Origin of the sequence: Hydrogenovibrio sp. (assembly GCF_049975065.1) — a bacterium.
GTDB lineage: Bacteria > Pseudomonadota > Gammaproteobacteria > Thiomicrospirales > Thiomicrospiraceae > Hydrogenovibrio.
The window spans coordinates 1-21,193 of record NZ_JBNGDN010000015.1; the positions used below are offsets into that span (position 1 = coordinate 1).

Consider the following 21,193-nt stretch of genomic DNA (forward strand, 5'->3'; position numbering starts at 1 on the left):
TCCACAAGCAATATTTTTTCTCGGCTCTGCAGCCGAGTTCTTCGTTTCAGTCGGTCGTAATCGTGGAGTCGACGTTTCTTCGAAAATTTCCTTGTGAAACAAAGAACTCGACGCCCGAAGGGGTAAGTCGAGAAACCAATGCTCTGCGCAATCTCAGCACAAATTTATGAAACGAAGAACCGAAGGTAAACATTCGGGCTAAAGGAAATGATGCTAAAAGACGCTGTTTTGATTACCGGAGCCGGGCAACGCATCGGCTTGTATCTGGCAAAACAATTTTTGGCGCAAGGCCAGTTGGTGGTCTTTACATACCGCACCGAACGTCCGGCGGTGGACGACTTGAAAGCGCAAGGCGCTTTGGGGTTCCAGGTGGATTTTACCGACAGCGCAGCCTTGAATGTTTTTTTGGATGAACTGCCAAAGCATGTTGAAAGCTTACGTGCGGTGATTCACAATGCCTCGCTTTGGGCGACCGATGCGCAAGTGGATGCACAACCGGGTTTGCTGGGCGACCTGTTGGCGGTGCATGTGGAAGCACCTTATCGAATTAACCAGGCCTGCCGCTCATTACTGGAAAAAACCTCTGCGGCGACGACGGACATTATTTCACTTACCGATATTAAAGTGGCATCCGGCCATGCCGATTATGCGGCTTATCTGGCGTCGAAAGCGGGCTTGGCCTCTCTGACCCAGTCGTTTGCCCAAGCATTTGCGCCGCGCATTAAAGTCAATAACATTGCACCCGGCCTGGTGATTTTTCATCCTGAAGATTCCGAGGCGTATCGCCAGAAGCGGTTGGCGGAAAGCGTCATTCCGGTGGAACCGGGGGAGGTGTCGATTTGGCAGGCGGTGCAGTTTTTAATGCACAGCCCCAATGCAACCGGATCGACCGTTTCACTCGGGTCTTTAAAGTCATCAAAGTCATCGCCCTAAGGGGAATAGAAGAGTCATCTTCCGGCGATTAAGGCGTGACGAGTGTGGGTTATTAAGAGAGCGTCATTGTGCGTGGGAGTCATTGTGAGTTGGGGGTTTGAATCATATCCAGGGCTTCCGGCGGCACCATCTGCTTGACTTCGGCCAGACTGTCGTCGAACCAGGCGATAAACTGCTTGATTTCGTCCAGTGAGACTTTTTCGTCAACAAAGGTGATGGCCGTCTGCACATGACCGGCATGGTTTTCCGGCAAAATGGAGAATTTGGCAAAATTCAGATCGCGATTCAGCGCCGTGACCAGCACAAATAGATTCGGTGAGCTTTGGTATTCCGGTTTGATTTCAAACAAGCGGCTGACGACGATGCGACTGAGACCTTTTGGGTGCAGCTTGGGTTCTAGGATGTAATTGTGCTGGTTGTATCGCAGCACCAATTGATCGTCGGAAACGGGTTTGACGGTAAACCCGTTGTTTTCAAGCTGTTTGGCCAAGCTTAAAGTCGCTTCGGCATTGGTTTGATTTTGCAGGTTGATTTCGATGTGCGTAGCGTCCACTGGCTTGGTGGACAGGTTTTCGCAGCCGCTTAATGCGAATAGTAGGGGCAGGCTTACCAGCATCGCCAAAATCGTGGGGATGCCTTTTGGGGGATTCAGCTGTTTTTGTGTGCGTTTCATAGTGCTTGAATGGAACCTCAGGGTTAGAACCGTTAAAGCCGTCATTGTAGCAATTTCAGCGGGTCGCGTGGCAAAGGTGTTCATGAATTCCGCGTGTGTCGGTGCGCCGAATGCTAAAATATTCGTTTCATTTCATCCATCCCCCTTTAAGAGTTCGCTATGAGAGTGCAAAACACCATGAATTTAAACAAAGCTCAAGCTCAGAATATCGCTTCCGTTTTGGCGGAAGCCTTGCCTTACATTCAACGATTCGCCGGAAAAACCATCGTGGTGAAATACGGTGGCAATGCCATGACCGAAGCCGCACTGAAAAATGGCTTTGCTCGGGATATTGTGTTGATGAAGCTGGTGGGGATGAATCCCGTAGTGGTGCATGGCGGCGGGCCGCAAATCGGACGTTTGCTGGAGCGGGTCGGTAAAGAGTCCGAGTTTATTCAGGGCATGCGTGTCACCGATGCCGAAACCATGGACATAGTGGAAATGGTACTCGGCGGCATGGTGAACAAGGAAATCGTCAATCTGATTCACCAGCACAAGGGTAATGCGGTCGGTCTGACGGGCAAAGACGGTAACCTCATTCAGGCGCGTAAACTGGAAATGACCACCTTTAACGAATCGCTGGACGCGCCGGAACTGATTGATCTGGGACACGTCGGTGAAGTGGTGCGCATCAACACTAAGGTGTTGGATATGCTGATCCAAGACGATTTCATTCCGGTGATTGCACCGGTGGGCGTCGATCACAAAGGCGAGTCTTACAATATTAATGCCGATCTGGTGGCGGGTAAAGTGGCGGAAGCCTTGCAGGCGGAAAAACTGATGCTGTTGACCAATACGCCAGGCCTGCTGGATAAGGACGGCCAATTGCTGACCGGTCTCACCGCTAAATCGGTGGATGCGCTGATTGAAGACGGCACCATTTACGGCGGTATGTTGCCGAAAATACAGTGCGCCTTGGATGCGGTGCAGGGTGGGGTGCAGTCGGCGCACATTATTGACGGGCGAGTCGAACACGCGGTGATGCTGGAAGTCTTTACCGATGAAGGTGTGGGCACCTTAATCACTTCACGATAAAGCGTATGCACTGGCGAACGCATCAGAGGCAAGCGTGATGTTGGAACATCTGCTGCTGTTTGCCATCTCGTTTGTTGCCAATCTGTTATCCGCGCTGGCGGGCGGCGGTGCCGGTTTATTGCAATTACCGGCGCTGTTGTTTCTGGGGCTGCCTTTCAGTGTGGCGCTGGCCACGCATAAGGTGGCCAGTGTGTTTTTAGGTTTGGGTGCCACCGCGCGCCACCTTCAATCGTCGCGTTTTCAACCGGGTTTTGTCGCCTTGATTCTGCTGTCCGGACTGCCAGGGGTGGTGGCGGGCGCTCATTGGATTTTGCAGGTGGATGAGCGTTGGTCACAATTGGCGTTGGGGCTGCTGACATTGAGTCTCGGGCTGTTTTCGTTTGTGCAGCCGCAGCTGGGGCAGCAGGCCACGGACAAACATCGAAATTGGCCAGGCCTGGTCATAGGGGGCTTGGTGTTGTTTGCCATCGGGTGGTTGAATGGGTCGCTGACGTCCGGCTCGGGTTTGTTTGTGACGCTTTGGCTGATTCTCTGGTTCGGGTTGGATTATAAAGCGGCTGTGGCTTATACGTTGGTGTTGGTGGGGATTTTCTGGAACGGTTTCGGTGCGGTCACGCTGGGGGTTTACGGTCAAATCCAATGGGATTGGCTACCGGCCTTGATTCTGGGTTCTTTGCTCGGCGGTTACGCCGGGGCACATTTTTCCATTGTCAAAGGCAATCGCTTGGTTAAGCGCAGCTTTGAGGTGGTGACGGTGGCGGTGGGTGTGGCTTTGATTGTGAAGACGTTTTAGCGTTGAGCGTTTTTTACCAGGCCTGGCCATATTGTCATTTTGCCACTTTGCAGACGGGCATGGCTGCTCAAGTGATCCAGTCACTTCCGCGACTCATAAACGCTCGCCGTAAGCGCTACCCATAAAAAAGCCATCGCTGTCGGATGGCTTTTTTGTAGGAGTGAGCATAACTACAGCGCAGATTGAGTTAGAACTCGCCCCATTCGTCATCGTTGCCCTGTTTAGACGGTGCCGGTTTTTGCGGGGCTGCGGTCGGTTTTGCCTTGGTCTGAGTGCTTTTAACTTGCAGCTTCTTTTTAGCCGGTTGGCTGGATACCGATTTAACCGGCGTTGGGTGCGCTTGTGTTTCACGCGCCACGGCTTTTTCCGTCAGGGTCAGGTATTTAATGACCTCATCGCTGGCCTCATCCAAATTGCGGAACTCGGTTTTAATGGTTTCGATATCGTCCACTTTATTGGCTTCGATGATCCGCTTGATGGTGGCATGCACTTCCGCATGCCATCTTTCCACGTCTTTCATTTCCGGCAGATGCATGAATTGCTGACCTTCCGGTCCGTAGAACCATTTGCCTAGCGCGCACTTGCGGTGGTCTGTGGCGGCTTCTTGGTTGAACTCCACGTCCAGCCCTTCGACATAGGCGGTGATAATGCCTTTCCACTGACGGTGGGTGCGGCGGGCATGGGCAAAGGTGAATTCGCCGGTTTCCATCGCCGTGCGGAAGGCAATCTGATCGAGGTCGATTTTAAAGGTGCCAATCAACTCGTCCACGTTTTCCGCCAAACGGCTCATTTCGGCGGTGCGCTCGGCGGTTTCGTCTACCAGCGTCGAGTTTTGTTGCGTCACCTGGTCAATGCTGCTGATGGCAATATTGACCTGCTCCACCCCTTTGGCCTGCTCGGCGGTGGTCTGAGAGATTTCATGGACATAGCTGCCGATGCGGGCAATGGAGTCGTTAATCAGTTCCAGTGCCTTGCCGGATTCGTCGGCGAGCTTGGCCCCTTCATGCACTTTTTCAACCGTGTTGTCGATCAGCTGGCGAATGTCTTTGGCGGCATCGGCGGATTTTCCGGCCAAGGTGCGCACTTCACCGGCCACGACGGCAAAGCCACGGCCGTGCTCACCGGCACGCGCCGCTTCCACCGCGGCATTCAGTGCCAGCAGGTTGGTCTGGAAGGCAATGCTGTCGATCAAGGTGGTGATCTCCGAAATTTTGGCACTGGCTTCGTTGATTTCATTAATGGATTCAATGGTTTTATGCACCACCTGATTGGCTTCGCGGGCTTCGGTCAGAGAAGTTGTGGCGGCCTCATTGGCTTCTTTCGCGTTATTGGCGGTCTGCTGGATGGTGGAGGTAATTTGTTCCATACTCGCGGCGGTTTCTTCCAATGAAGCGGCTTGCTGTTGCGTTCGAGCCGACAAGTCGGAAATGTCGTTGGAAATTTTAATGGTGCCGTCCGACAGTTTTTTGATGGAATAGGTCGATTGCGACAGCAAACTGCCGATATTGGTAACGGAACTGTTGATGCCGGCTTTCAAAACCGCCAGCGTCCCATCGGTTTCCATATCGATTCGGGCGCGCAGATCGCCGGTGCCCTGAGCAATCATCACTTGGGCGGTTTCCTTAATCACTTTTTCAAGTTGATCCAGTGAGGCATTGATATTGTTTTTGAGCTGTTTGATTTCGCCTTCGGCTTCGGAAGTGATGCGACGGCCAAAGAAGCCGTCGGCCACTTGCGCCATCAATTCGTTCACTTCGTAGAAAACGCCTTTCAAAATGGTCATGGCGGCTTGGGCATCTTTCATGGCATCGCTGAAGTCACCTTTGGTCTGATACTGAGTTTCATAGTTAAAGTTACCCATACGGATTTCACGCAGAATGCCACGGATTTCACCAAAAGTTTCTTGAAGTGCTTGCGAGGCACCGTTGAGGTTGGTTTTCATCACTTCATAGTCGCCGTTCATAGGGATAACGGTTTCGGTTTTTAGGCGCCCTTCGGAAATGTCTTTCATCATGCGTCCGGCTTCGCCCAGCGAGACTTGCGCCGCCTGCATTTGGTTGTTGTAGGCTTCGGCCAATTGCCCCATTTCATCTTTATGCGAGGCATCCACGCGGATGCTGAGGTCGCCGGTTTCGGTGGCATGGCTCATCACATCGACAACCGCTTTGAGAGGTCGAATAACGCTGCTGCGAATCAGGAGCAGGAAGACGAGAATCAGTGCCATCATGGACACAGTGACATTGGTCACGGCGTCGATGTCGGCGCTGGCTGCGGCTTCGTTCAGCTGGTTGAGGGCTTTCAAGTCTTCGATAAAGAGGTGGTAGCCAATTTTGTTGTCATTGGTGTCGCTAATGGGACTGATGGCGATAAAGTGGGTCGCGGTAATAAGCTGGCCGTTTTGCATCAGTCGTGCCATGTCAATCGTGTCGAGTAGCGCGACATTTTGCTTCGAAAAATCTTGGGTGCTGGCCAGTGTTAGATCGCCAAATTTTGGATTGTCTTTGGCCTTAACAGCAATGGTTAAGGCTTCCGGTGTGAACAGAGAGACATAGCCGATGCCTTGTTTTTCAAAGTAGGTCACCATGTCCTTAATGCTGGAAACCACTTCGATGGAGCCAAGATAATCTTGACCGCTGGGATCGAACACAGGCGATAAACTGCGGATGGCGGCACCGGCACGCCCGAGTTCCATGCCGGTGACGGCGGTTTGGCAGTCTTTGATTTTATTGACCGTGTGGCGGAAGCCAGTGAGGTCTTCACCGGTGGACTTGTCTTGCCACGAGCGTTGGAAGGAGCAACCGGTGGCATCGTGAATATGCGCTTTGACTTTTTGGCCGGAAATGCGTTCCAGACGTGCCAGTTCTTTGTCTAAAGCGGATTTGGCATTGGTTGGGGTGAAGGTCTGCAAGGCTTGGATGATTTCCTGATTGGAGGCCAACCCCATAGCGGTGTTGAGACTGATCATCTCATGGTTGTGGATATAAGTGTCCGCATCGCGCACGATTTGCGTTTTGCGGATTTGTCCATTATTATCTTCGGCCTTGAGATAGTCAATTTCCGCCAGTGTGGCACTAATGATAAAACCGGAGAGTACCAGCAACAAACCGGTGGTCGCCAGTTTGGTCATGATTTTCATGCGGTTGAAGGGGTTGAGCTGCTGTAGACGATGGGCTGTTGGCGACTGGATTTTGCCACGGTTAATCACCAGCTTGCCGTTGTTAATGTCTTTGTAGGCCTGACTGGCGGCGGCAATTTCGGCTTGGGTGGCGGGGGTGCGCACGGAAATATAGCCGACCGCTTTGCCGTTTTCGAAAATCGGGGTGGCATTGGCCTTGACCCAGTAGTGACGACCGCATTTGGTGCGGTTTTTTACGATCTGTGTCCAGGATTGCCCAGACTGGAGGGTGTCCCAGAAATCTTTAAACACCGCTTTCGGCACATCTGGGTGGCGGACGATATTGTGTGGCTGTCCAATAATTTCATTGGCTGTGTAACCACTGATTTCGATGAATTCCGAGTTGGCTTGTAGAATGGTGCCTTTGAGATCGGTTCGGGAAATGATTCGATAATGACTTGGAATTTCAACCTGTTCGTTGATAAGGGGTTTGTTCGATTGTGTCATGTGGCAACCTCTGACCGTTATATTGTTTCGTTTATCCTTGGCTTAACACTCATGCCCATACAGTTTGGAAGGTTAAGCAGGATGCATGCCTATTGTTATTGTTTGATGGGCAATTTTATGTCTTTTGGGCGTATGATGTCGGATAAGCGTCCGTCACCGGCGGTGAGATTCTGCCAGTCATGCGACAGCACCAGTTGCGCCAAGGCCGCCGTGGGCAGCAACTTGGTATGACCGTCATCCACAGCACCGGAAAAAAAGTGAATCAAATCCTCTAGGCCTGGGTTGTGGCCGATCAGCAGGACGCGTTTAAACGATTTGGGCACTTGGCTTAATAATGACAATAGTGTTTGGGTGTCGGCCATATAGAGTTCATCGCGCGTTTCCACCGCAATGTCTTTTGGCAAACTCAAGCGCTTCAGTGTTTGTTGTGCGCGTTTGGCAGGGGAGACCCAGACCAAATCCGGGTAGCGTTTTTGTTCTTTGAGCCAGTGCGCCATTTTGCAGGCGGCTTTTTTGCCCTTGATGGAAATGGGTCTTTCCCGATCGGGAATCTCACTGTCCTTCCAGTCAGACTTGGCGTGTCTCAGTAACAGCAGTTCTCGGAGTTTATCAGCCACGTTGTCGCTCACTCATCGGTTAATGTCAAGGGGTGCCGTTAGGCGTCAATGCCGTATTCTCGGCGATAATCCTGCATGGCCTGCAAACGACTTGGATCCTGAGTCTGCTCGGCTAAGAAGTCAATAATATCATTTAAATCTATGACGCTGAAGACCGGTAGGCCGTATTGCGCTTCCACTTCTTGGATGGCGGATTGGGTTCCTTGGCCGCGTTCCATGCGATCCAGCGCCACCACCACGCCGGCGGGCTCGCCCCCTTGGGACTGGATGATGTCAATGGCTTCGCGGATAGCGGTGCCGGCGGTAATGACATCGTCAATAATCAGCACACGTCCCTGCAGCGGATGGCCGACAATCGTGCCACCTTCGCCGTGGTCTTTTGCCTCTTTGCGATTGAACGCATAAGGCTTGTCGAGTTTGAAGTCCTTGGCCAAGGCGACGCTGGTGGTGGCGGCCAAGGGGATGCCTTTGTACGCCGGGCCGAACAGCACATCGAACGCCACGCCGCTGTTGGCAATGGTGGCGGCATACGCCTCGGCCAGTTGCGCCAACTGGCCGCCGGTGTTGAATAAACCGGCATTAAAAAAATACGGGCTTTTGCGCCCGGATTTCAAGGTAAATTCGCCGAGTTTGAGCACGCCGGCCTGGAGGATAAATTCAATAAATTTGGTTTTGTTCATCTGGCACTTCATGGGTTCGTTCTAGCCAAAGGCGGAGACGTAAAAATCACTTACTATTCATCACGCTATATTAACGAGGTCGTCCCTATTTCTCAAGGTTTGTTGTCATAAAGTTTTTTTGGGTTTTCAAGAGCGATTTTGTGCGGGTTTGAAACGGTGTCGCCGCAATTCTTTGAGGTTGGATTCAGGTTGGCACGCTTTCTGCAATGCTGGGTTTAATTAAGAATGAAAGTGTCGTTTTTTTGACACTTAGCGATAGCGCGCTAGCCAATCTAGCCCAATGAAAAGGAAACGACCATGGCGATTGATTTGAGTAAGGTGGAACCCCTGGGTTCAAAAAGTGTGTTGCTGGAGCAGGCGTTGCGACGTCACCGCGATCAAAATCGCAAGGAACGCATGACGGCCTATGATATGGAAGACATGGTGTCGCCCGATTTTGAATGGCTCAAAGAAGATAAAGAAGCCATTCAGAGCCTGGTTAAGGAAATGGACGCGTCCATCGGTCAAATGGCCAAGCAGATGCGCGACTTGGAAAACGCGTCTGAAAAAGCGCGTGAAAAAGTCGAAAAAGAGCAGCAGTTGCTGTTTAAACAGATCCGCACTCTGAACGGTCTGTTAAAAAAGCAAGTGGATATTTTCGCCAGCCTGGAGCGTCAAATGTCTGACATTGAGCTGAAGAGCAATAATCTGGTACCGCAGGTCGGCATCGGATTGGTATCCGGCCTCATGGCAGCGGTGACCATTTTAGTGACGGCCCCTTGGATGAGTGTGTTGATGGACAATCTGGGCGGCTAAAGCGATTTTGACTGTGCCACTGGTGGTGGCGGTGGATTCGGCCGTATAATGTTCGGCTTAAACGTATGATTTAAACAGACATTAGAACTGATGCGAGATGGGAGTTTTTTTATGCGGGCGACCGTGCTGTTCAATGCGCTTTTAACGCCGAACCATCCTGAGAAGTCGATTTATCACCTTGGGCTGGAAACCGAAGCGGCACTGGATTATCTGCCGGGAGACTGGTTGATGGTGTCGGCCGAGAATTCGCCAGACCTGGTGGATTTAGTGTTGCAACAACTGCAGTTGCGTGGCGATGAAGTCATTACCTTAAAACGCTTTGGCGAGATGACCGTGCGAGAGGCGTTGCGTTACCATCTGGAGTTGACCCAGTTGAATCCGGCCATTCTCAATAAGCTAAAGCGTGAGATGGGGTTGGACGACTGGGCGGATCGCGCCGCCATGATGGCGTATGCGGAAGGCCGTGATATTGTGGATTTGTTGCAAGCCTATCCGCAATTGACAGGCCTGGCGGTGTGTCACTATTTAACGCCGTTGGCACCGCGGTATTATTCCATTGCATCGGCTCCGAAAGCCGTGGGCGACAAGCGGGTGGATTTGGTGTATCGCCAAGTGGCGTTTGTCCGCGAGGCACGCGAGCGACACGGGGTGGTGACCACGGCCTTGAGCGGCTTGCAGCCAGGCGATGAGATCGATGTGGCCTTGAGCCGGAATCGAAACTTCAAGTTGCCGCATCTGCTGGAAGAAGCCATGTGCACCACCGCACCGATTATTATGGTGGGAGCCGGCACCGGCATAGCGCCGTTTATCGGTTTTCTGCAGGAATGGTTTTTGGATGAGGCGCGTGCTCGAAACCACCAGGCCTGGTTATTTTTCGGTGAGACCCATCGTGATAAAAGTCATTTATTTGCAACTACGCTAGCGGAGTGGGAAGCGAAAGGCTTGCACCTGCGTACCGCTTTTTCGCGCGATCAAGCGCATAAGATTTATGTTCAAGATCGGCTTTGGGAAGCACGGGAAACCATGTGGAATCTGTTGTCCGACGGTGCGTTTTTATATGTCTGCGGCGATAAAAACCAGTTGAAAACCGCTGTGGAAGACACCTTTGTGCGGATTTTATGCACCGAGGGTGGCCTGGACGAAGCGGCGGCCATTCGCCTTTGGCAGGCCTGGAAAAAAAGCCGTCGGGTTCAGTTTGACGTTTATTGATAAGACAGCGTAAATCCGGCGGCGGCGAGACGCTCCGCTTCGATGTCGAGATCCATTTGCGTTAACGGATGCGCCGGTAGCCAGTCGTTTTCAAACTGCAGGCGAATGGATTTATCCCCTTCCAGATAGAGTAAAATGTCGGGAATGTCGGTCTCGCGCCCTCTGTGCAGGCGCACGGCCAAGCGTAACAGCACCGTCAGGTATTGCAGTTTTTCATTGTGCGGCTCATCGAACACAGCGTAGGCTTCCGGCACAAATTTGCCACGGTGATTGAGTAGCATCGCCGCAAGCATCTGTTTTTCTTCCTGAGTGAACCCAGCCAATTCGGCGTTTTCAATCAGATAGGCGCTGTGGTGACGATAACGTTTGTAGCTCAGCGCCATGCCGCCTTCGTGCAGTCGAGCGGCCCAGTTTAGCAGCTTGTCGTAGTTGTATTCACTGTCGTGCAGTTGCCAACTGTTGTGGGCTTGTCTGTAGAGCATTTCGGCGGTGCGGGCGGTGGCATTGGCTTGCGGTAAATCGATTTTCAGCCAGGTCTGGATGGCGGCCACACTGGTTTCGCGCACGTCTTCTGCAAAGAGTCGTCCCAAAGTGTCAAAAATCAACCCTTCGCGTAAGGCGTTGGACGACACCTGCATCTGTTCGATTTTCAGCTCTTCAAAGGTGGCGATCAGAATCGCCAAACCGCCGGGTAACACCGGTACCCGCTCTTCTTTTAGACCGGCGATGTCGGCATTCTGCACCGCATCAACCTGAATCATCGCATCTTTGAGTCGGTGCAGACCGTCTAAAGTAATGCCCGACTGGCTCCAGTCATTTTCCTTTAAAATCGTACCAATGGCTTTGATGGTGCCGGATGCCCCAAAGGCGCAATCCCAGCCGAGTCGCGTCAGCTTGACAAGATGCGGGCGCAAAATCTGCCGACAGGCCGAAATGGCTTTGTTCATGCGTTTTTCGGAAATATCGTCTTTGGGAAAAAAGGACTGGGTGATGCTGACGCAGCCCATTTCGGTGCTGGTGAGGTGGTTGTAGCTGAAGTTCTGGCCGATAATGTACTCGGTGCTGCCGCCGCCGATGTCCATTACCAGCCGTTGTTCGTCGTTTTGCGGCAATCCATGCGCCACGCCAAGGTAGATGAGTCGCGCCTCCTCTTGTCCGGCAATGATTTGGATGCTGTGCCCCAGCGCGCGACGGGCTTGGCTCAAGAATTCATGGCTGTTTTTGGCATTGCGCAAAGTGTTGGTGCCGACGGCACGCACCTGTTGCGGCGGGATGGTCTTAATCAATTGTCCGAAACGTTCCAGGCACTCAATGCCATTTTGAAAAGCTTCAGGCGTTAAAAAGCCTTTTTTGTCCAGGCCTGAGCGCAAGCGGATCATTTCCTTGTGCTTGTCGATGATTTGCAGTTGACCGTGCACTTCTCGGGCGATGACCAGGTGAAAGCTGTTGGAGCCCAGGTCGATGGCGGCATAGATGTTCGGGTTGGAATCGTTTGCGTCGCGTGCTTCTGTCATAGTCTGTGGCTCAGGCTGGTTGTTGGAGCGTTTAAAAAAAGGGGGGTAGTTTACCCGATTTGACTGAAATGAAAAACGGCTTTCTGTCAGAAAGTGATGGCAATGAAAACGGCTGGGTTGACCATGCCGCCGTTGAGCGGCGGCATGTGCCCCGAGGCAATCAGCTGGAGTAGCGTTCGATTAGCCAGTTTTGCGCATTGAAAGGCTCTTCGCCTTCGGCAGGGAATTTGGGGATATAATGGCCGTCCGGCTGAAGCTGCCAGGCGCCGGTGTTGTCGTTCAGGTAAATCCCCAACCCTTCGGTGTAGACTTTTTGGAAGTGTTTTTTATCCAGAATCGGGAAACAGGTCTCGACCCGCGAACACAGGTTGCGGCGCATCCAGTCGGCACTGGAGCAGAAGAGCTCCGGCTCGCCACCGTGGTTTTCAAAGTAGTAAACGCGATGGTGCTCCAGAAAACGCCCGATAATGCTGGTGACGGTGATGTTGTCGGATAGTCCCGGAATACCGGGTCTCAGGCTGCAGATGCCTCGCACAATCAGGTCAATTTGAACCCCGGCCTGAGACGCCAGATAGAGGGTGTCAATCATGGTCTGTTCCTGAAGCCCGTTCATCTTGGCGATAATGCGTGCTGGTTTGCCTTGGCGGGCATTCTGCGCTTCGCGTTCAATGCGTTCAATCATGCCGGACTGCAGGGTAAAGGGCGATTGCAGCAATACTTGCAGATTTTTGGTGTCGCCCAGACTGGTGAGCTGCTGGAAAATCTTGGAGACGTCCATGCCCATGGCCGGATTGGCGGAAAAAAGCCCGAAGTCGCTGTAGAAACGGGTGGTAATGTGGTGGTAGTTGCCGGTGCCCAGATGGACATAATGGCGCAGTTTTTCGCCTTCACGACGCACCACCAGAATCATCTTGGCGTGGGTTTTATAACCCACTACGCCGTAAACCACATTGACCCCGGCGTCTTGCAGGCGATTGGCCTGAATAATATTGTTGTCCTCATCAAAACGGGCGCGCAACTCGACCACCGCGGTGACTTCTTTACCGTTTTTGGCGGCTTTTTCCAAGGCGTCGATAATCGCCGATTTTTCACCGGTGCGGTAAAGCGTCATGCGAATCGCCAGTACGTTGGGGTCTTTGGCGGCCTGCTGCAGGAATTCGATGACCGGTGTGAAGGAGTCGTAAGGGTGGTGCAATAAAATGTCACGCTTTTGAATCTGGTCAAACAGCGTCAGCGGTGCCTTTTCACGGGTAAAGAGTTTGAAACTGCCTTGTTTGGCTTCTTTGAGGGTGAGCTGCTTTTGCGAATAAGGGGCGAACAGCAAGTCGGGACGTTTTGCCAGGTCTGGCACGGCGTTCAAACGGTGCAGGTTGACCGGGCCGCTGACCTGGTAGAGCTGTTCTTGGTTGAGATTGAAACGATCCATCAAATATTCGTACATGTGTTTCGGGCATTGATCCGACACTTCCAGGCGAATGGCACCGCCGTACTGACGGCTGGTGAGCTCGCCTTGCAGCGCACTCATAATATCGTCCACTTCTTCCTCGTCGATAAACAGATTGGTGTTGCGGGTGACGCGGAATTGATGGCAGCCAGTGACGGTCATGCCGGGAAACAGGTTGGACACATTGGAGTGCAGAATGGAAGACAGAAACACAAAATCGTTGGTGCCGTCCGTGGCTTCCGGCGGCAGTTTGATAATGCGCGGCAGAGATCGCGGTACCTGTACAATCGCCAGGCCATTGGAGCGACCGAAGGCGTCTTTGCCCTCCAGTGAGACGATAAAGTTCAAACTTTTGTTCAGCAAACGCGGAAACGGGTGGGACGGATCCAGCCCCATTGGGCTCATGACCGGTTGCAGCGATTGAATAAAATAGTTGCGAATCCACTCTTTCTGTTGCTCCGTCCAATGGGTGCGACGCAAAAAACGGATGTTCTCTTTTTCCAGATCGGGGATCAGAATGTTGTTCAGGGTGTGGTATTGATCCTGCACCAGATCGTGCGCCACTTCCGATAACATTTCAATGGCATCTTGCGGTGTTCGATTATCCGGTTGGGTGCGCGCTGCGGGATCTTTGCTGATTTCATAGAGACTCGCCAGACGAACTTCAAAGAATTCATCCATATTGCTACTGGAAATGCACAGAAACTTTAGGCGTTCCAATAGCGGAATGTCTGGGTTTTTGGCTTGCGCCAGTACGCGACGGTTAAATTCCAACAGGCTTCTTTCCTGGTTGAAATAGGGGGTGTCAATCGTTTCAATGGTCGGTTCGGTTTCCATGGCGTCCTCAGTTCAAGCGTGAAATAAATATGTGCTTTTGAGCATTCGAATATTTTACGGCAGGAAAATGACGAATGGATGAAATATTCGGGGGGGTTACTTGCCATCGTTTTTCGTTTGAGGGGTTTGGAGCGCTTTGTCGGCTTCAGGCGGTGTTTGACTGTGGCAGCCGCAAGGCGGAACCGGATCCACGCCGCCGGGATGGCCGGGATGGCATTTGACGACACGCTTAATGCCCAGCCAGAGTCCACGCAGGACGCCATGGGTCTGCACGGCTTCCACGGTATAATGTGAACAACTCGGATAAAATCGGCATCGTGGCCCCAGTAAGGGGCTGATAAACCATTGGTAAAAGCGAATCGGCAGAATCACCAGCCATTTGAGAAGGGTCGTCAGAGAGGTCATCAGAGAGTTCATCGTCAAGTCAATCCAGTCTTCACAGTGTCGGGTTCATCGGTGTCGGGCTTATCAGGGCGCTCACCTGGATGGCAATCAAAATGCCAACCAAGTCAACCTTATGTTACTGTATCACATAATGGATTTCCGGAAGGATTGGCCATCGGATTTTTTCGTTTTTTATTAGACGGTTATTGGAGGATGGGTTTAGAATGACGCCATCTTATCCAAAAAGTGAACGAGTGAGTGTATGAAAAGTTTATTGATTACTCAGGCCAAGGTGGTGAACGAAGGTCGGATTTTCGAGGCCGATGTCTTGGTAAAGGACGGTGTCATCGCGCAGATTTCGCCGCAGATTTCGATCAAGGCCGATCGCACACTGGACGCCGCAGGTCAGTATCTTTTGCCGGGGATGATTGACGATCAGGTGCATTTCCGCGACCCGGGTTTTCCCGCCAAAGGGTCGATTGCCACCGAGTCGAAAGCGGCGGTGGCTGGTGGCACCACCAGTTTTATGGACATGCCAAACGTCAACCCCACCACCACGACCTTGGCGAATCTGGAAGCCAAATACGAATTGGCATCGAAAACCGCCTGGGCCAATCATTCCTTCTACCTCGGTGCCACCAACGATAACATTGAAGAAGTCAAAGCTTTAGACCCGAACGCCACCTGCGGGGTGAAGATTTTTATGGGGGCGTCCACCGGAAATATGCTGGTGGATCGTGAGCAGGCGTTGACCGATATTTTTACCCACAGTCCGACTTTGATTACCACCCACTGTGAAGACACACCGATGATTAAAGCGCAGGAAGCGCTGTATCGTGAAAAATACGGTGAGGCCATTCCCATGCAGTATCATCCAGACATTCGTTGCCGGGAAGCCTGTTACAAGTCGTCGTCGTTTGCGGTGGACTTGGCAAAGAAAACCGGTGCCGACTTGCACATTCTGCATTTGACCACCGCCGAGGAAATGGCGTTGTTCGAACCCGGGCCGGTCGAAGGTAAAAAAATCACCGCTGAGGCCTGTGTGCATCACTTGTGGTTTACCGCCGACGATTACGCGGAAAAAGGCAGTTTGATCAAATGCAATCCGGCCATTAAACAACACTCCGATCGTGACGCCATTCGTCAGGCAGTGAAAGACGGGCGGATTGACATTATTGCCACCGACCATGCGCCGCACACCTGGGAAGAAAAGCAAAGTGATTCTTATTTCAGCGCGCCGGCCGGTTTGCCGCAGGTGCAGCAATCGTTGACGGCGTTGCTGGACATGGTGCACGACGGAGTGTTTGATCTCGAAACTGTGGTGCAGAAAACCGCGCACAATGTCGCCATTCGTTACCAGATTGAAAAACGCGGCTTTATCCGCGAAGGCTATGCCGCCGATTTAGTGTTGGTAGACATGAACCGCCCGCATACCGACACGCGCGAAAACAATTTGTATCAATGTGGTTGGTCGCCTTGGGAAGGCCACGAATTCAAGTCCAGTGTCACCAGCACGATCGTGAACGGTTTGCTCAAGTACCATGAAGGGCAGTTTGCCAACTTTACCCCCGGACACCGGTTGCGGTTTACGCGCTAAGCCAACCACACCGATTTTGCCAGGCCTGGTAAAAGCCCTCATTTTTGCAAGTTGGCTTTTACGCTTGCGTTCCAAAGCGGGCACAGGTAAAGTGTTTGAGTAACAAAACGTAGCCAGACCACCTTTCAACAGTAAGAAAGCAGGTAAATAGGAAAGCACTATGTCAGACGTTTTTATCGGTCGTCAACCCATTTTGGATCGTCAAATGAAGGTGTTTGCTTACGAGTTGCAGTTTCATCAAGGACTGAACCCGAATCAAGCCACCATTGAAGCCACTGAGCAGTTGTTGCAAAAAACGGAAGCGGAAATCGGCTTTCAATCCATTGTCGGTTCCCACGTTGCGATGATGCAGTTGCCGCGCGAGTTGATTGCGAATGCCAAAATGCCGACTTTTGAAAAAAGCGGTGATTTGGTGCTGGAAATCCCCAATAACGTCAATAAAGACGTTGAGATTCTCAAAAGCCTGAAGGCGTTGAAAACCGAAGGGACGAGCATTGCACTGGATAATTTCATCGACGACGAGTCCAGTTTGAAGCTGGCGACCATCAGCGACTTTGTCAAAATTGACAATGAAGCCCATTCCGAAATCAAAATGAAAACCATGGTGCAGGAACTGCATGACAAAGGCGTGAAGGTGATTGCCGAGCGGGTGGAAACCGAAGAAATGTTCCACTATCTCAAACGCATCGGTTTTGATTATTTTCTGGGGTATTTTTTCACCAATCCGGTGGTGATGAACGGGCAGAAACTGGCCGGTAATAAACTGACGCTGCTGCAGCTGATTTCCAAAATCAATGACCCGAAAACCCAGTTTGATGAATTGTCGGATATTTTGAGTCAGGACGTCGCCTTGACGCATAAATTGTTGGTGGCGGTGAACAATCCGACGACCATGATTCCCATCGAGGTGGAGTCGGTCGGTGATGCGTTACGATACATGGGGTTGAAACGGCTGAAGTTTTGGGTGAACATGATGATGCTGGGCGATTTGGAAGATGCGCCCCAGGAGTTGCTGACCACCTCGCTGATGCGGGCGCGTTTTTGTGAAAAACTGGCGGAGCAGACGGGGCGCGGTGCCCAGAAAGACAGCTTCTTTCTGGTGGGGCTTTTTTCCAATCTGGGGGCGTTTTTCCGCGCACCGATTGATGAAATTGTGGCGGAAATGCCACTCGGTGACGAGGTGAAAGAAGCGCTTGTTCACGAACGCGGCCCGATGGGTGAGGCCTTGAGCTGTCTGAAACAGCTGGAAAAAGCGGGCGACTCACTCGGCGATTTGAGTTATGGCGAAATGAACATTGCCGACCTTGGGCAGTTGATGTTAAACGCCTCGGCTTGGGCACAACAGGCCTTGCGTCAATAACAACAGCGGAAATCGCTCAATTCCCCACTATTCTGCTCAAATGCCCTGAGGATGAATCGCCTCTGGGCAGGGTAGCCGAACCACTCAACCAATCATAAGGACGGACAGGATGATGCAATCAATTAATCCCGCAACGAACGAGTCATTAGCCGAATTTGAAACCTGGGATCAGGCCACGCTGGATGAGGTGGTGACTCAGGCCGGTTACGGGTTTGCCGACTGGTCGAAACGGACCCCATTGGCGGATCGTGTGGCACTGCTGAAACGTTTAGGCGATGTCTTGTTGGATGACAAAGCGATGCTGGCGGAGCTGATTACGCTTGAAATGGGGAAACGTTATGTCGAAGCCGTGGCGGAAATCGAAAAATGCGCCTGGTTGTGTGACTACTACGCCGACAATGCCGAGCGGTTTCTCGCCGACGAAATCATTGAAACCGATGCCAGCAAGAGTTTTGTGGCTTACTTGCCGTTGGGGGTGGTGCTGGGGGTCATGCCCTGGAATTATCCCTTCTGGCAGGCGATGCGTTTTGCGGTGCCGACGGTGACCGCCGGTAATATCGGTCTGTTGAAACACGCTTCCAATGTGCCGCAGTGTGCGCTGGCGATTGAGGAAGTCTTTCGCAAAGCCGGTTATCCCGACGGCGTTTTCACCACTCTGATGATCGGTTCCGATAAGGTGGAATCGGTGATTCGTCACCCGGCGGTGAAAGCGGTTTCTCTCACCGGCAGCGAACCGGCGGGGCGCAAAGTGGCCAGTGTCGCTGGCGAAGAGTTGAAAAAATCCGTGCTGGAATTGGGCGGTTCCGATGCCTATATTGTCCTCGACAATGCCAATATTCAAGCGGCGGTTGACAGTGCCGTGAGCGGTCGTTTTCAGAATATGGGGCAAAGCTGCATTGCCGCGAAACGTTTTATTGTCGATTCCGGCGTCTACGACGATTTTCTGGCGCGTTTTAAAGCGGCAGTGGAATCGAGCTTTGCGGCGGGCGATCCCATGGCGGCAGACACCACTCTGGCACCGATGGCGCGTCAGGACTTGCTGGATGAACTGCATCAGCAGGTGACGAAATCGGTCGAACTTGGCGCCACGCTGGTGACCGGCGGCTATCAGTTGCAGCGCGAAGGCTGTTATTACGCACCGACCATTCTCACCGACGTCACCAGTGCCATGCCGGCGTTTCACGAGGAGTTTTTCGGTCCGGTCGCCATTGTGCTCAAAGCCAGCGAACCGGCACATGCTCTCGGTTTGGCGAATGCCACCAACTTTGGTTTGGGCGGTTCCATCTGGTCGGATGATTCCGCTACGGCGGAAACCATGGCGCGCGGCATGGAGTCGGGCGCGACCTTTATTAACAGCATGACCTTTTCCGATCCCAGAATGCCGTTTGGCGGCGTGAAGCATTCCGGTTATGGCCGTGAGCTGTCGGCGCAGGGCATTCGTGAATTCACCAATATCAAAAGCATCTGGATTAAATAATGGCAATGAATCTGGTTTGGAAAACACTGGTGGATTTGAAAGAACCCGCCATTTTAATTCGATTGTTCATTCCATTTGCTGCCGGGCTGGTGCTGGTGTCCTTGCTGGGTTACGGGTTTTTTGGGGTGTTGCTGACCAGCGACTTTATTACCGAAAGTCCTTTTGTGCAGAATTTCGAGCAATGGCAGGCGCAGGCGGAAAATACCATTGGGGCGATACCGCTGGTCGGCGGCCTGATTCTGTGGTTCTTGGGGTTTGCCGTGGCGGTCATTGCTGGGTTGCTGGGCATCGTACTGGGCAGTTATTTGGTGTTGCTGTTTGCGATGATTATCACCGGCTTTATGACCGACTCCTTGGTGAAGGCGGTGCACGACAAGCATTATCCGCACACCGACTATCACGGGCACGGTACCATGATGGGCATGATCTGGAAGCTGCTGGGCTTTGGGCTGCTGATTTTGCTGCTGCTGATTGTCACCTTGCCGCTGCTGTTTATTCCGCTGATTAATGTGTTGTGGTTCTGGTTAATCGGTTTTTTGTTTTTCCGCTATGCCATTGTGCTGGATGTGGGGCAGGTGATTTTGCCGGAGCCGGTGTTCGAGCGTTTAAAGCCGGTGACTAACTGGTCGCCCACCTTGGCGGTTGGCGTCTTCTATGCCTTGAGTGTCTTTCCGATTATCAGCTTCTTCGCGCCGGTATTGGCGGTGATTGCACTGTCGCATTATTATTTTGACAAGCTGTCGTTGGAACCCGGTTCGAAAGGTGACGCGGATACCATGATCGATTAAGGATGAATCCTTCTCTGGCCAGGCCTGGCCAGAAGGGTTGTCACCTTGTGGGAAAAGCCGAACGGCTTTTGGAGGTGACCAGTCGGTGGGTCTGTTTTTACCAGGCCTGGTCGGGAGTCATTTTTTCTTTTTCTTCGTTTTAACGTCTTTTTTCTTTTTCTTTTTCGGTTTGTTTAACGCCTCTTTGAGCTTGAAGCTGGGTTCCAGTCCGGTGATCTTAGCCAGCGGAATGCTTTGCTGGGTGTGGTATTCAATGCGCTGCAAATGCGCCAAATCGTGGCGTTCCACCAGATTGATGGCGATGCCGACCTGTTGGGCGCGTCCGGTGCGGCCAATGCGGTGAATGTAGGTGTCGCCGCGATAAGGGATGTCGTAGTTGATGACGTGGGTGACATGCAGCATGTCCAAGCCGCGTGCCGCCACATCGGTGGCCACCAGTACCTTGATTTTGCCTTGTTTGAATTTCTGCGTTTTTTCCATGCGTTTGGCTTGAATGAAGTCGCCGTGCAGAACGGTGCTGGACACGCCTTCGGCTTGCAGCCAGGCGTCCACTTCAATGGCGCGTTCTTTTTTGTTGCAGAAGACAATGGCGCTCTGGCAGCTTTCATCCAGCAGCAGGGCTTTTAGCAGCGCTTGTTTATGCGCTTTGTCGTTCGCCAGATAGGTAAACTGTTGGATCTGTTCGGATTGCTGATTGGGAGCGTCGATTTGAATCACGGTGGGGTCGTCGAGTATGTCTTCGGCGAATTTTGCCAGGCCTGCGCCGCCGAGGGTGGCGGAAAAACAGGCGGCTTGAAAGTCGCCGGGAATGGCTTCGATCAGCGCCAGCACGTCGGGGCCTTGTCCCATATCCAGCATGCGGTCGGCTTCGTCGATAATCAGCAGCTCCACATCCGACAAATCAATGAATTCTCGGGTCATGATATTGAGCAAGCGACCGGGGGTGGCGACCAGTATGTCCATGTGAGATTGCAGTAACCCCAGTTGTTTGTCGGCCGCAAAACCACCGGTGACGATATTGGATTTAAAGTCGGTGTGGGTGCCGAGTTGTTTGACGACTTTGTGTATTTGGAAAGCCAGCTCGCGGGTAGGCGCGAGTATCAGCACGCGCGGATGACGGCTGGGTTTGGGGGTGTCCAGTAAGAACTGCAACGCCGGCAGCACAAAGGCGGCGGTTTTACCGGTGCCGGTGGCGGCACCGGCCAGAACATCCTTGCACAGCAGCATTTCCGGTATCGCTTCGGCTTGAATGGGCGTGGGCTTGTGGTAGTGCTGTTCTTCAATGGCGCGTAATAAGGCGGGGTCTAGGTCGAGTGCTTCAAAAGTCATGCGGTTGGCTCTTCTGAGAGGCCGGCCATGTTTTGCCAGGCCTGGCGGTTTGGAGTGGTGGCGTCTT

Annotated in this window: 17 protein-coding genes; 9 read left to right on the forward strand and 8 right to left on the reverse strand. The window is 52.4% G+C overall.

The features are described from left to right. Positions 1 to 207: 207 nt before the first annotated feature. Positions 208 to 933, forward strand: coding sequence for a dihydromonapterin reductase (folM, locus tag ACP5D0_RS03545; RefSeq protein ID WP_472364200.1), 726 nt, complete (start codon positions 208 to 210; stop codon positions 931 to 933). A gap of 79 nt (positions 934 to 1,012) precedes the next feature. On the opposite strand, the gene ACP5D0_RS03550 is transcribed toward folM, so the two are convergent. Further along, positions 1,013 to 1,606, reverse strand: a complete 594-nt coding sequence (locus tag ACP5D0_RS03550) for a YbjN domain-containing protein (RefSeq protein ID WP_472364201.1) — start codon at positions 1,604 to 1,606, stop codon at positions 1,013 to 1,015. Between the two features lie 159 nt (positions 1,607 to 1,765). Between ACP5D0_RS03550 and argB the strand changes: the two genes are divergently transcribed. Together argB and ACP5D0_RS03560 are read left to right on the forward strand one after the other, a co-directional pair. Continuing rightward, positions 1,766 to 2,680, forward strand: a complete 915-nt coding sequence (argB, locus tag ACP5D0_RS03555) for an acetylglutamate kinase (RefSeq protein ID WP_472364202.1) — start codon at positions 1,766 to 1,768, stop codon at positions 2,678 to 2,680. Positions 2,681 to 2,717: 37 nt separating this feature from the next. Continuing rightward, the gene (locus ACP5D0_RS03560) at positions 2,718 to 3,473 is read left to right on the forward strand and encodes a sulfite exporter TauE/SafE family protein (protein ID WP_472364203.1); all 756 of its coding nucleotides are present in this window, start codon (positions 2,718 to 2,720) and stop codon (positions 3,471 to 3,473) included. Between the two features lie 187 nt (positions 3,474 to 3,660). Here ACP5D0_RS03560 and ACP5D0_RS03565 read toward each other — a convergent pair whose 3' ends face one another. The 3 genes from ACP5D0_RS03565 to pyrE all read right to left on the reverse strand — a co-directional run bounded on the left by ACP5D0_RS03565 (position 3,661) and on the right by pyrE (position 8,392). Beyond that, complete coding sequence (locus ACP5D0_RS03565; protein ID WP_472364204.1) at positions 3,661 to 7,095, reverse strand: methyl-accepting chemotaxis protein; 3,435 nt, start codon at positions 7,093 to 7,095, stop codon at positions 3,661 to 3,663. A gap of 95 nt (positions 7,096 to 7,190) precedes the next feature. Beyond that, positions 7,191 to 7,712, reverse strand: coding sequence for a SixA phosphatase family protein (locus ACP5D0_RS03570; RefSeq protein ID WP_472364205.1), 522 nt, complete (start codon positions 7,710 to 7,712; stop codon positions 7,191 to 7,193). 38 nt (positions 7,713 to 7,750) lie between these two features. Then, complete coding sequence (pyrE, locus tag ACP5D0_RS03575; protein ID WP_472364206.1) at positions 7,751 to 8,392, reverse strand: orotate phosphoribosyltransferase; 642 nt, start codon at positions 8,390 to 8,392, stop codon at positions 7,751 to 7,753. A 297-nt stretch (positions 8,393 to 8,689) separates the two neighbouring features. Here pyrE and ACP5D0_RS03580 point away from each other — a divergent pair, with 297 nt between their 5' ends. Next, on the forward strand, positions 8,690 to 9,187 hold the full coding sequence (locus ACP5D0_RS03580; protein ID WP_472364207.1) for a hypothetical protein: 498 nt from the start codon (positions 8,690 to 8,692) through the stop codon (positions 9,185 to 9,187). A gap of 111 nt (positions 9,188 to 9,298) precedes the next feature. After that, positions 9,299 to 10,396: a ferredoxin reductase domain-containing protein gene (locus ACP5D0_RS03585; RefSeq protein ID WP_472364208.1), complete on the forward strand. Its 1,098-nt coding sequence runs from the start codon at positions 9,299 to 9,301 to the stop codon at positions 10,394 to 10,396. Here the strand turns inward: ACP5D0_RS03585 and ppx are convergent. The 3 genes from ppx to yidD form a co-directional block, all read right to left on the reverse strand. Then, positions 10,390 to 11,910 carry an exopolyphosphatase gene (gene ppx, locus ACP5D0_RS03590; RefSeq protein WP_472364209.1) on the reverse strand — a complete coding sequence of 507 codons (1,521 nt, stop codon included), beginning with the start codon at positions 11,908 to 11,910 and terminating at the stop codon, positions 10,390 to 10,392. The genes ACP5D0_RS03585 and ppx overlap by 7 nt on opposite strands. A gap of 160 nt (positions 11,911 to 12,070) precedes the next feature. Next, positions 12,071 to 14,191: a polyphosphate kinase 1 gene (gene ppk1, locus ACP5D0_RS03595; protein WP_472364210.1), complete on the reverse strand. Its 2,121-nt coding sequence runs from the start codon at positions 14,189 to 14,191 to the stop codon at positions 12,071 to 12,073. Positions 14,192 to 14,287: 96 nt separating this feature from the next. Then, on the reverse strand, positions 14,288 to 14,596 hold the full coding sequence (yidD, locus tag ACP5D0_RS03600) for a membrane protein insertion efficiency factor YidD (protein WP_472364211.1): 309 nt from the start codon (positions 14,594 to 14,596) through the stop codon (positions 14,288 to 14,290). A 241-nt stretch (positions 14,597 to 14,837) separates the two neighbouring features. Between yidD and ACP5D0_RS03605 the strand changes: the two genes are divergently transcribed. The 4 genes from ACP5D0_RS03605 to ACP5D0_RS03620 all read left to right on the forward strand — a co-directional run bounded on the left by ACP5D0_RS03605 (position 14,838) and on the right by ACP5D0_RS03620 (position 19,797). After that, a complete protein-coding gene (locus ACP5D0_RS03605; RefSeq protein WP_472364212.1) occupies positions 14,838 to 16,172 on the forward strand; it encodes a dihydroorotase in 1,335 nt (444 codons plus the stop codon). A gap of 160 nt (positions 16,173 to 16,332) precedes the next feature. After that, positions 16,333 to 17,532 carry an EAL and HDOD domain-containing protein gene (locus ACP5D0_RS03610; protein WP_472364213.1) on the forward strand — a complete coding sequence of 400 codons (1,200 nt, stop codon included), beginning with the start codon at positions 16,333 to 16,335 and terminating at the stop codon, positions 17,530 to 17,532. 109 nt (positions 17,533 to 17,641) lie between these two features. Further along, positions 17,642 to 19,009, forward strand: coding sequence for an NAD-dependent succinate-semialdehyde dehydrogenase (locus ACP5D0_RS03615; protein ID WP_472364214.1), 1,368 nt, complete (start codon positions 17,642 to 17,644; stop codon positions 19,007 to 19,009). Continuing rightward, positions 19,009 to 19,797, forward strand: a complete 789-nt coding sequence (locus tag ACP5D0_RS03620) for an EI24 domain-containing protein (protein ID WP_472364215.1) — start codon at positions 19,009 to 19,011, stop codon at positions 19,795 to 19,797. The genes ACP5D0_RS03615 and ACP5D0_RS03620 overlap by 1 nt, the downstream gene beginning before the upstream one ends. Before the next feature lie 117 nt (positions 19,798 to 19,914). On the opposite strand, the gene ACP5D0_RS03625 is transcribed toward ACP5D0_RS03620, so the two are convergent. Next, complete coding sequence (locus ACP5D0_RS03625) at positions 19,915 to 21,126, reverse strand: DEAD/DEAH box helicase (RefSeq protein ID WP_472364216.1); 1,212 nt, start codon at positions 21,124 to 21,126, stop codon at positions 19,915 to 19,917. Positions 21,127 to 21,193: the final 67 nt, after the last annotated feature.

What these genes read in the sequence shown, in the direction of transcription:
- folM (WP_472364200.1), top strand. Translation starts at nt 208, where the DNA reads ATGATGCTAAAAGACGCTGTTTTGATTACCGGAGCCGGGCAACGCATC.
- ACP5D0_RS03550 (WP_472364201.1), bottom strand. Translation starts at nt 1,606, where the DNA reads ATGAAACGCACACAAAAACAGCTGAATCCCCCAAAAGGCATCCCCACG.
- argB (WP_472364202.1), top strand. Translation starts at nt 1,766, where the DNA reads ATGAGAGTGCAAAACACCATGAATTTAAACAAAGCTCAAGCTCAGAAT.
- ACP5D0_RS03560 (WP_472364203.1), top strand. Translation starts at nt 2,718, where the DNA reads ATGTTGGAACATCTGCTGCTGTTTGCCATCTCGTTTGTTGCCAATCTG.
- ACP5D0_RS03565 (WP_472364204.1), bottom strand. Translation starts at nt 7,095, where the DNA reads ATGACACAATCGAACAAACCCCTTATCAACGAACAGGTTGAAATTCCA.
- pyrE (WP_472364206.1), bottom strand. Translation starts at nt 8,392, where the DNA reads ATGAACAAAACCAAATTTATTGAATTTATCCTCCAGGCCGGCGTGCTC.
- ACP5D0_RS03580 (WP_472364207.1), top strand. Translation starts at nt 8,690, where the DNA reads ATGGCGATTGATTTGAGTAAGGTGGAACCCCTGGGTTCAAAAAGTGTG.
- ACP5D0_RS03585 (WP_472364208.1), top strand. Translation starts at nt 9,299, where the DNA reads ATGCGGGCGACCGTGCTGTTCAATGCGCTTTTAACGCCGAACCATCCT.
- ppx (WP_472364209.1), bottom strand. Translation starts at nt 11,910, where the DNA reads ATGACAGAAGCACGCGACGCAAACGATTCCAACCCGAACATCTATGCC.
- ppk1 (WP_472364210.1), bottom strand. Translation starts at nt 14,191, where the DNA reads ATGGAAACCGAACCGACCATTGAAACGATTGACACCCCCTATTTCAAC.
- yidD (WP_472364211.1), bottom strand. Translation starts at nt 14,596, where the DNA reads ATGACCTCTCTGACGACCCTTCTCAAATGGCTGGTGATTCTGCCGATT.
- ACP5D0_RS03605 (WP_472364212.1), top strand. Translation starts at nt 14,838, where the DNA reads ATGAAAAGTTTATTGATTACTCAGGCCAAGGTGGTGAACGAAGGTCGG.
- ACP5D0_RS03610 (WP_472364213.1), top strand. Translation starts at nt 16,333, where the DNA reads ATGTCAGACGTTTTTATCGGTCGTCAACCCATTTTGGATCGTCAAATG.
- ACP5D0_RS03615 (WP_472364214.1), top strand. Translation starts at nt 17,642, where the DNA reads ATGATGCAATCAATTAATCCCGCAACGAACGAGTCATTAGCCGAATTT.
- ACP5D0_RS03620 (WP_472364215.1), top strand. Translation starts at nt 19,009, where the DNA reads ATGGCAATGAATCTGGTTTGGAAAACACTGGTGGATTTGAAAGAACCC.
- ACP5D0_RS03625 (WP_472364216.1), bottom strand. Translation starts at nt 21,126, where the DNA reads ATGACTTTTGAAGCACTCGACCTAGACCCCGCCTTATTACGCGCCATT.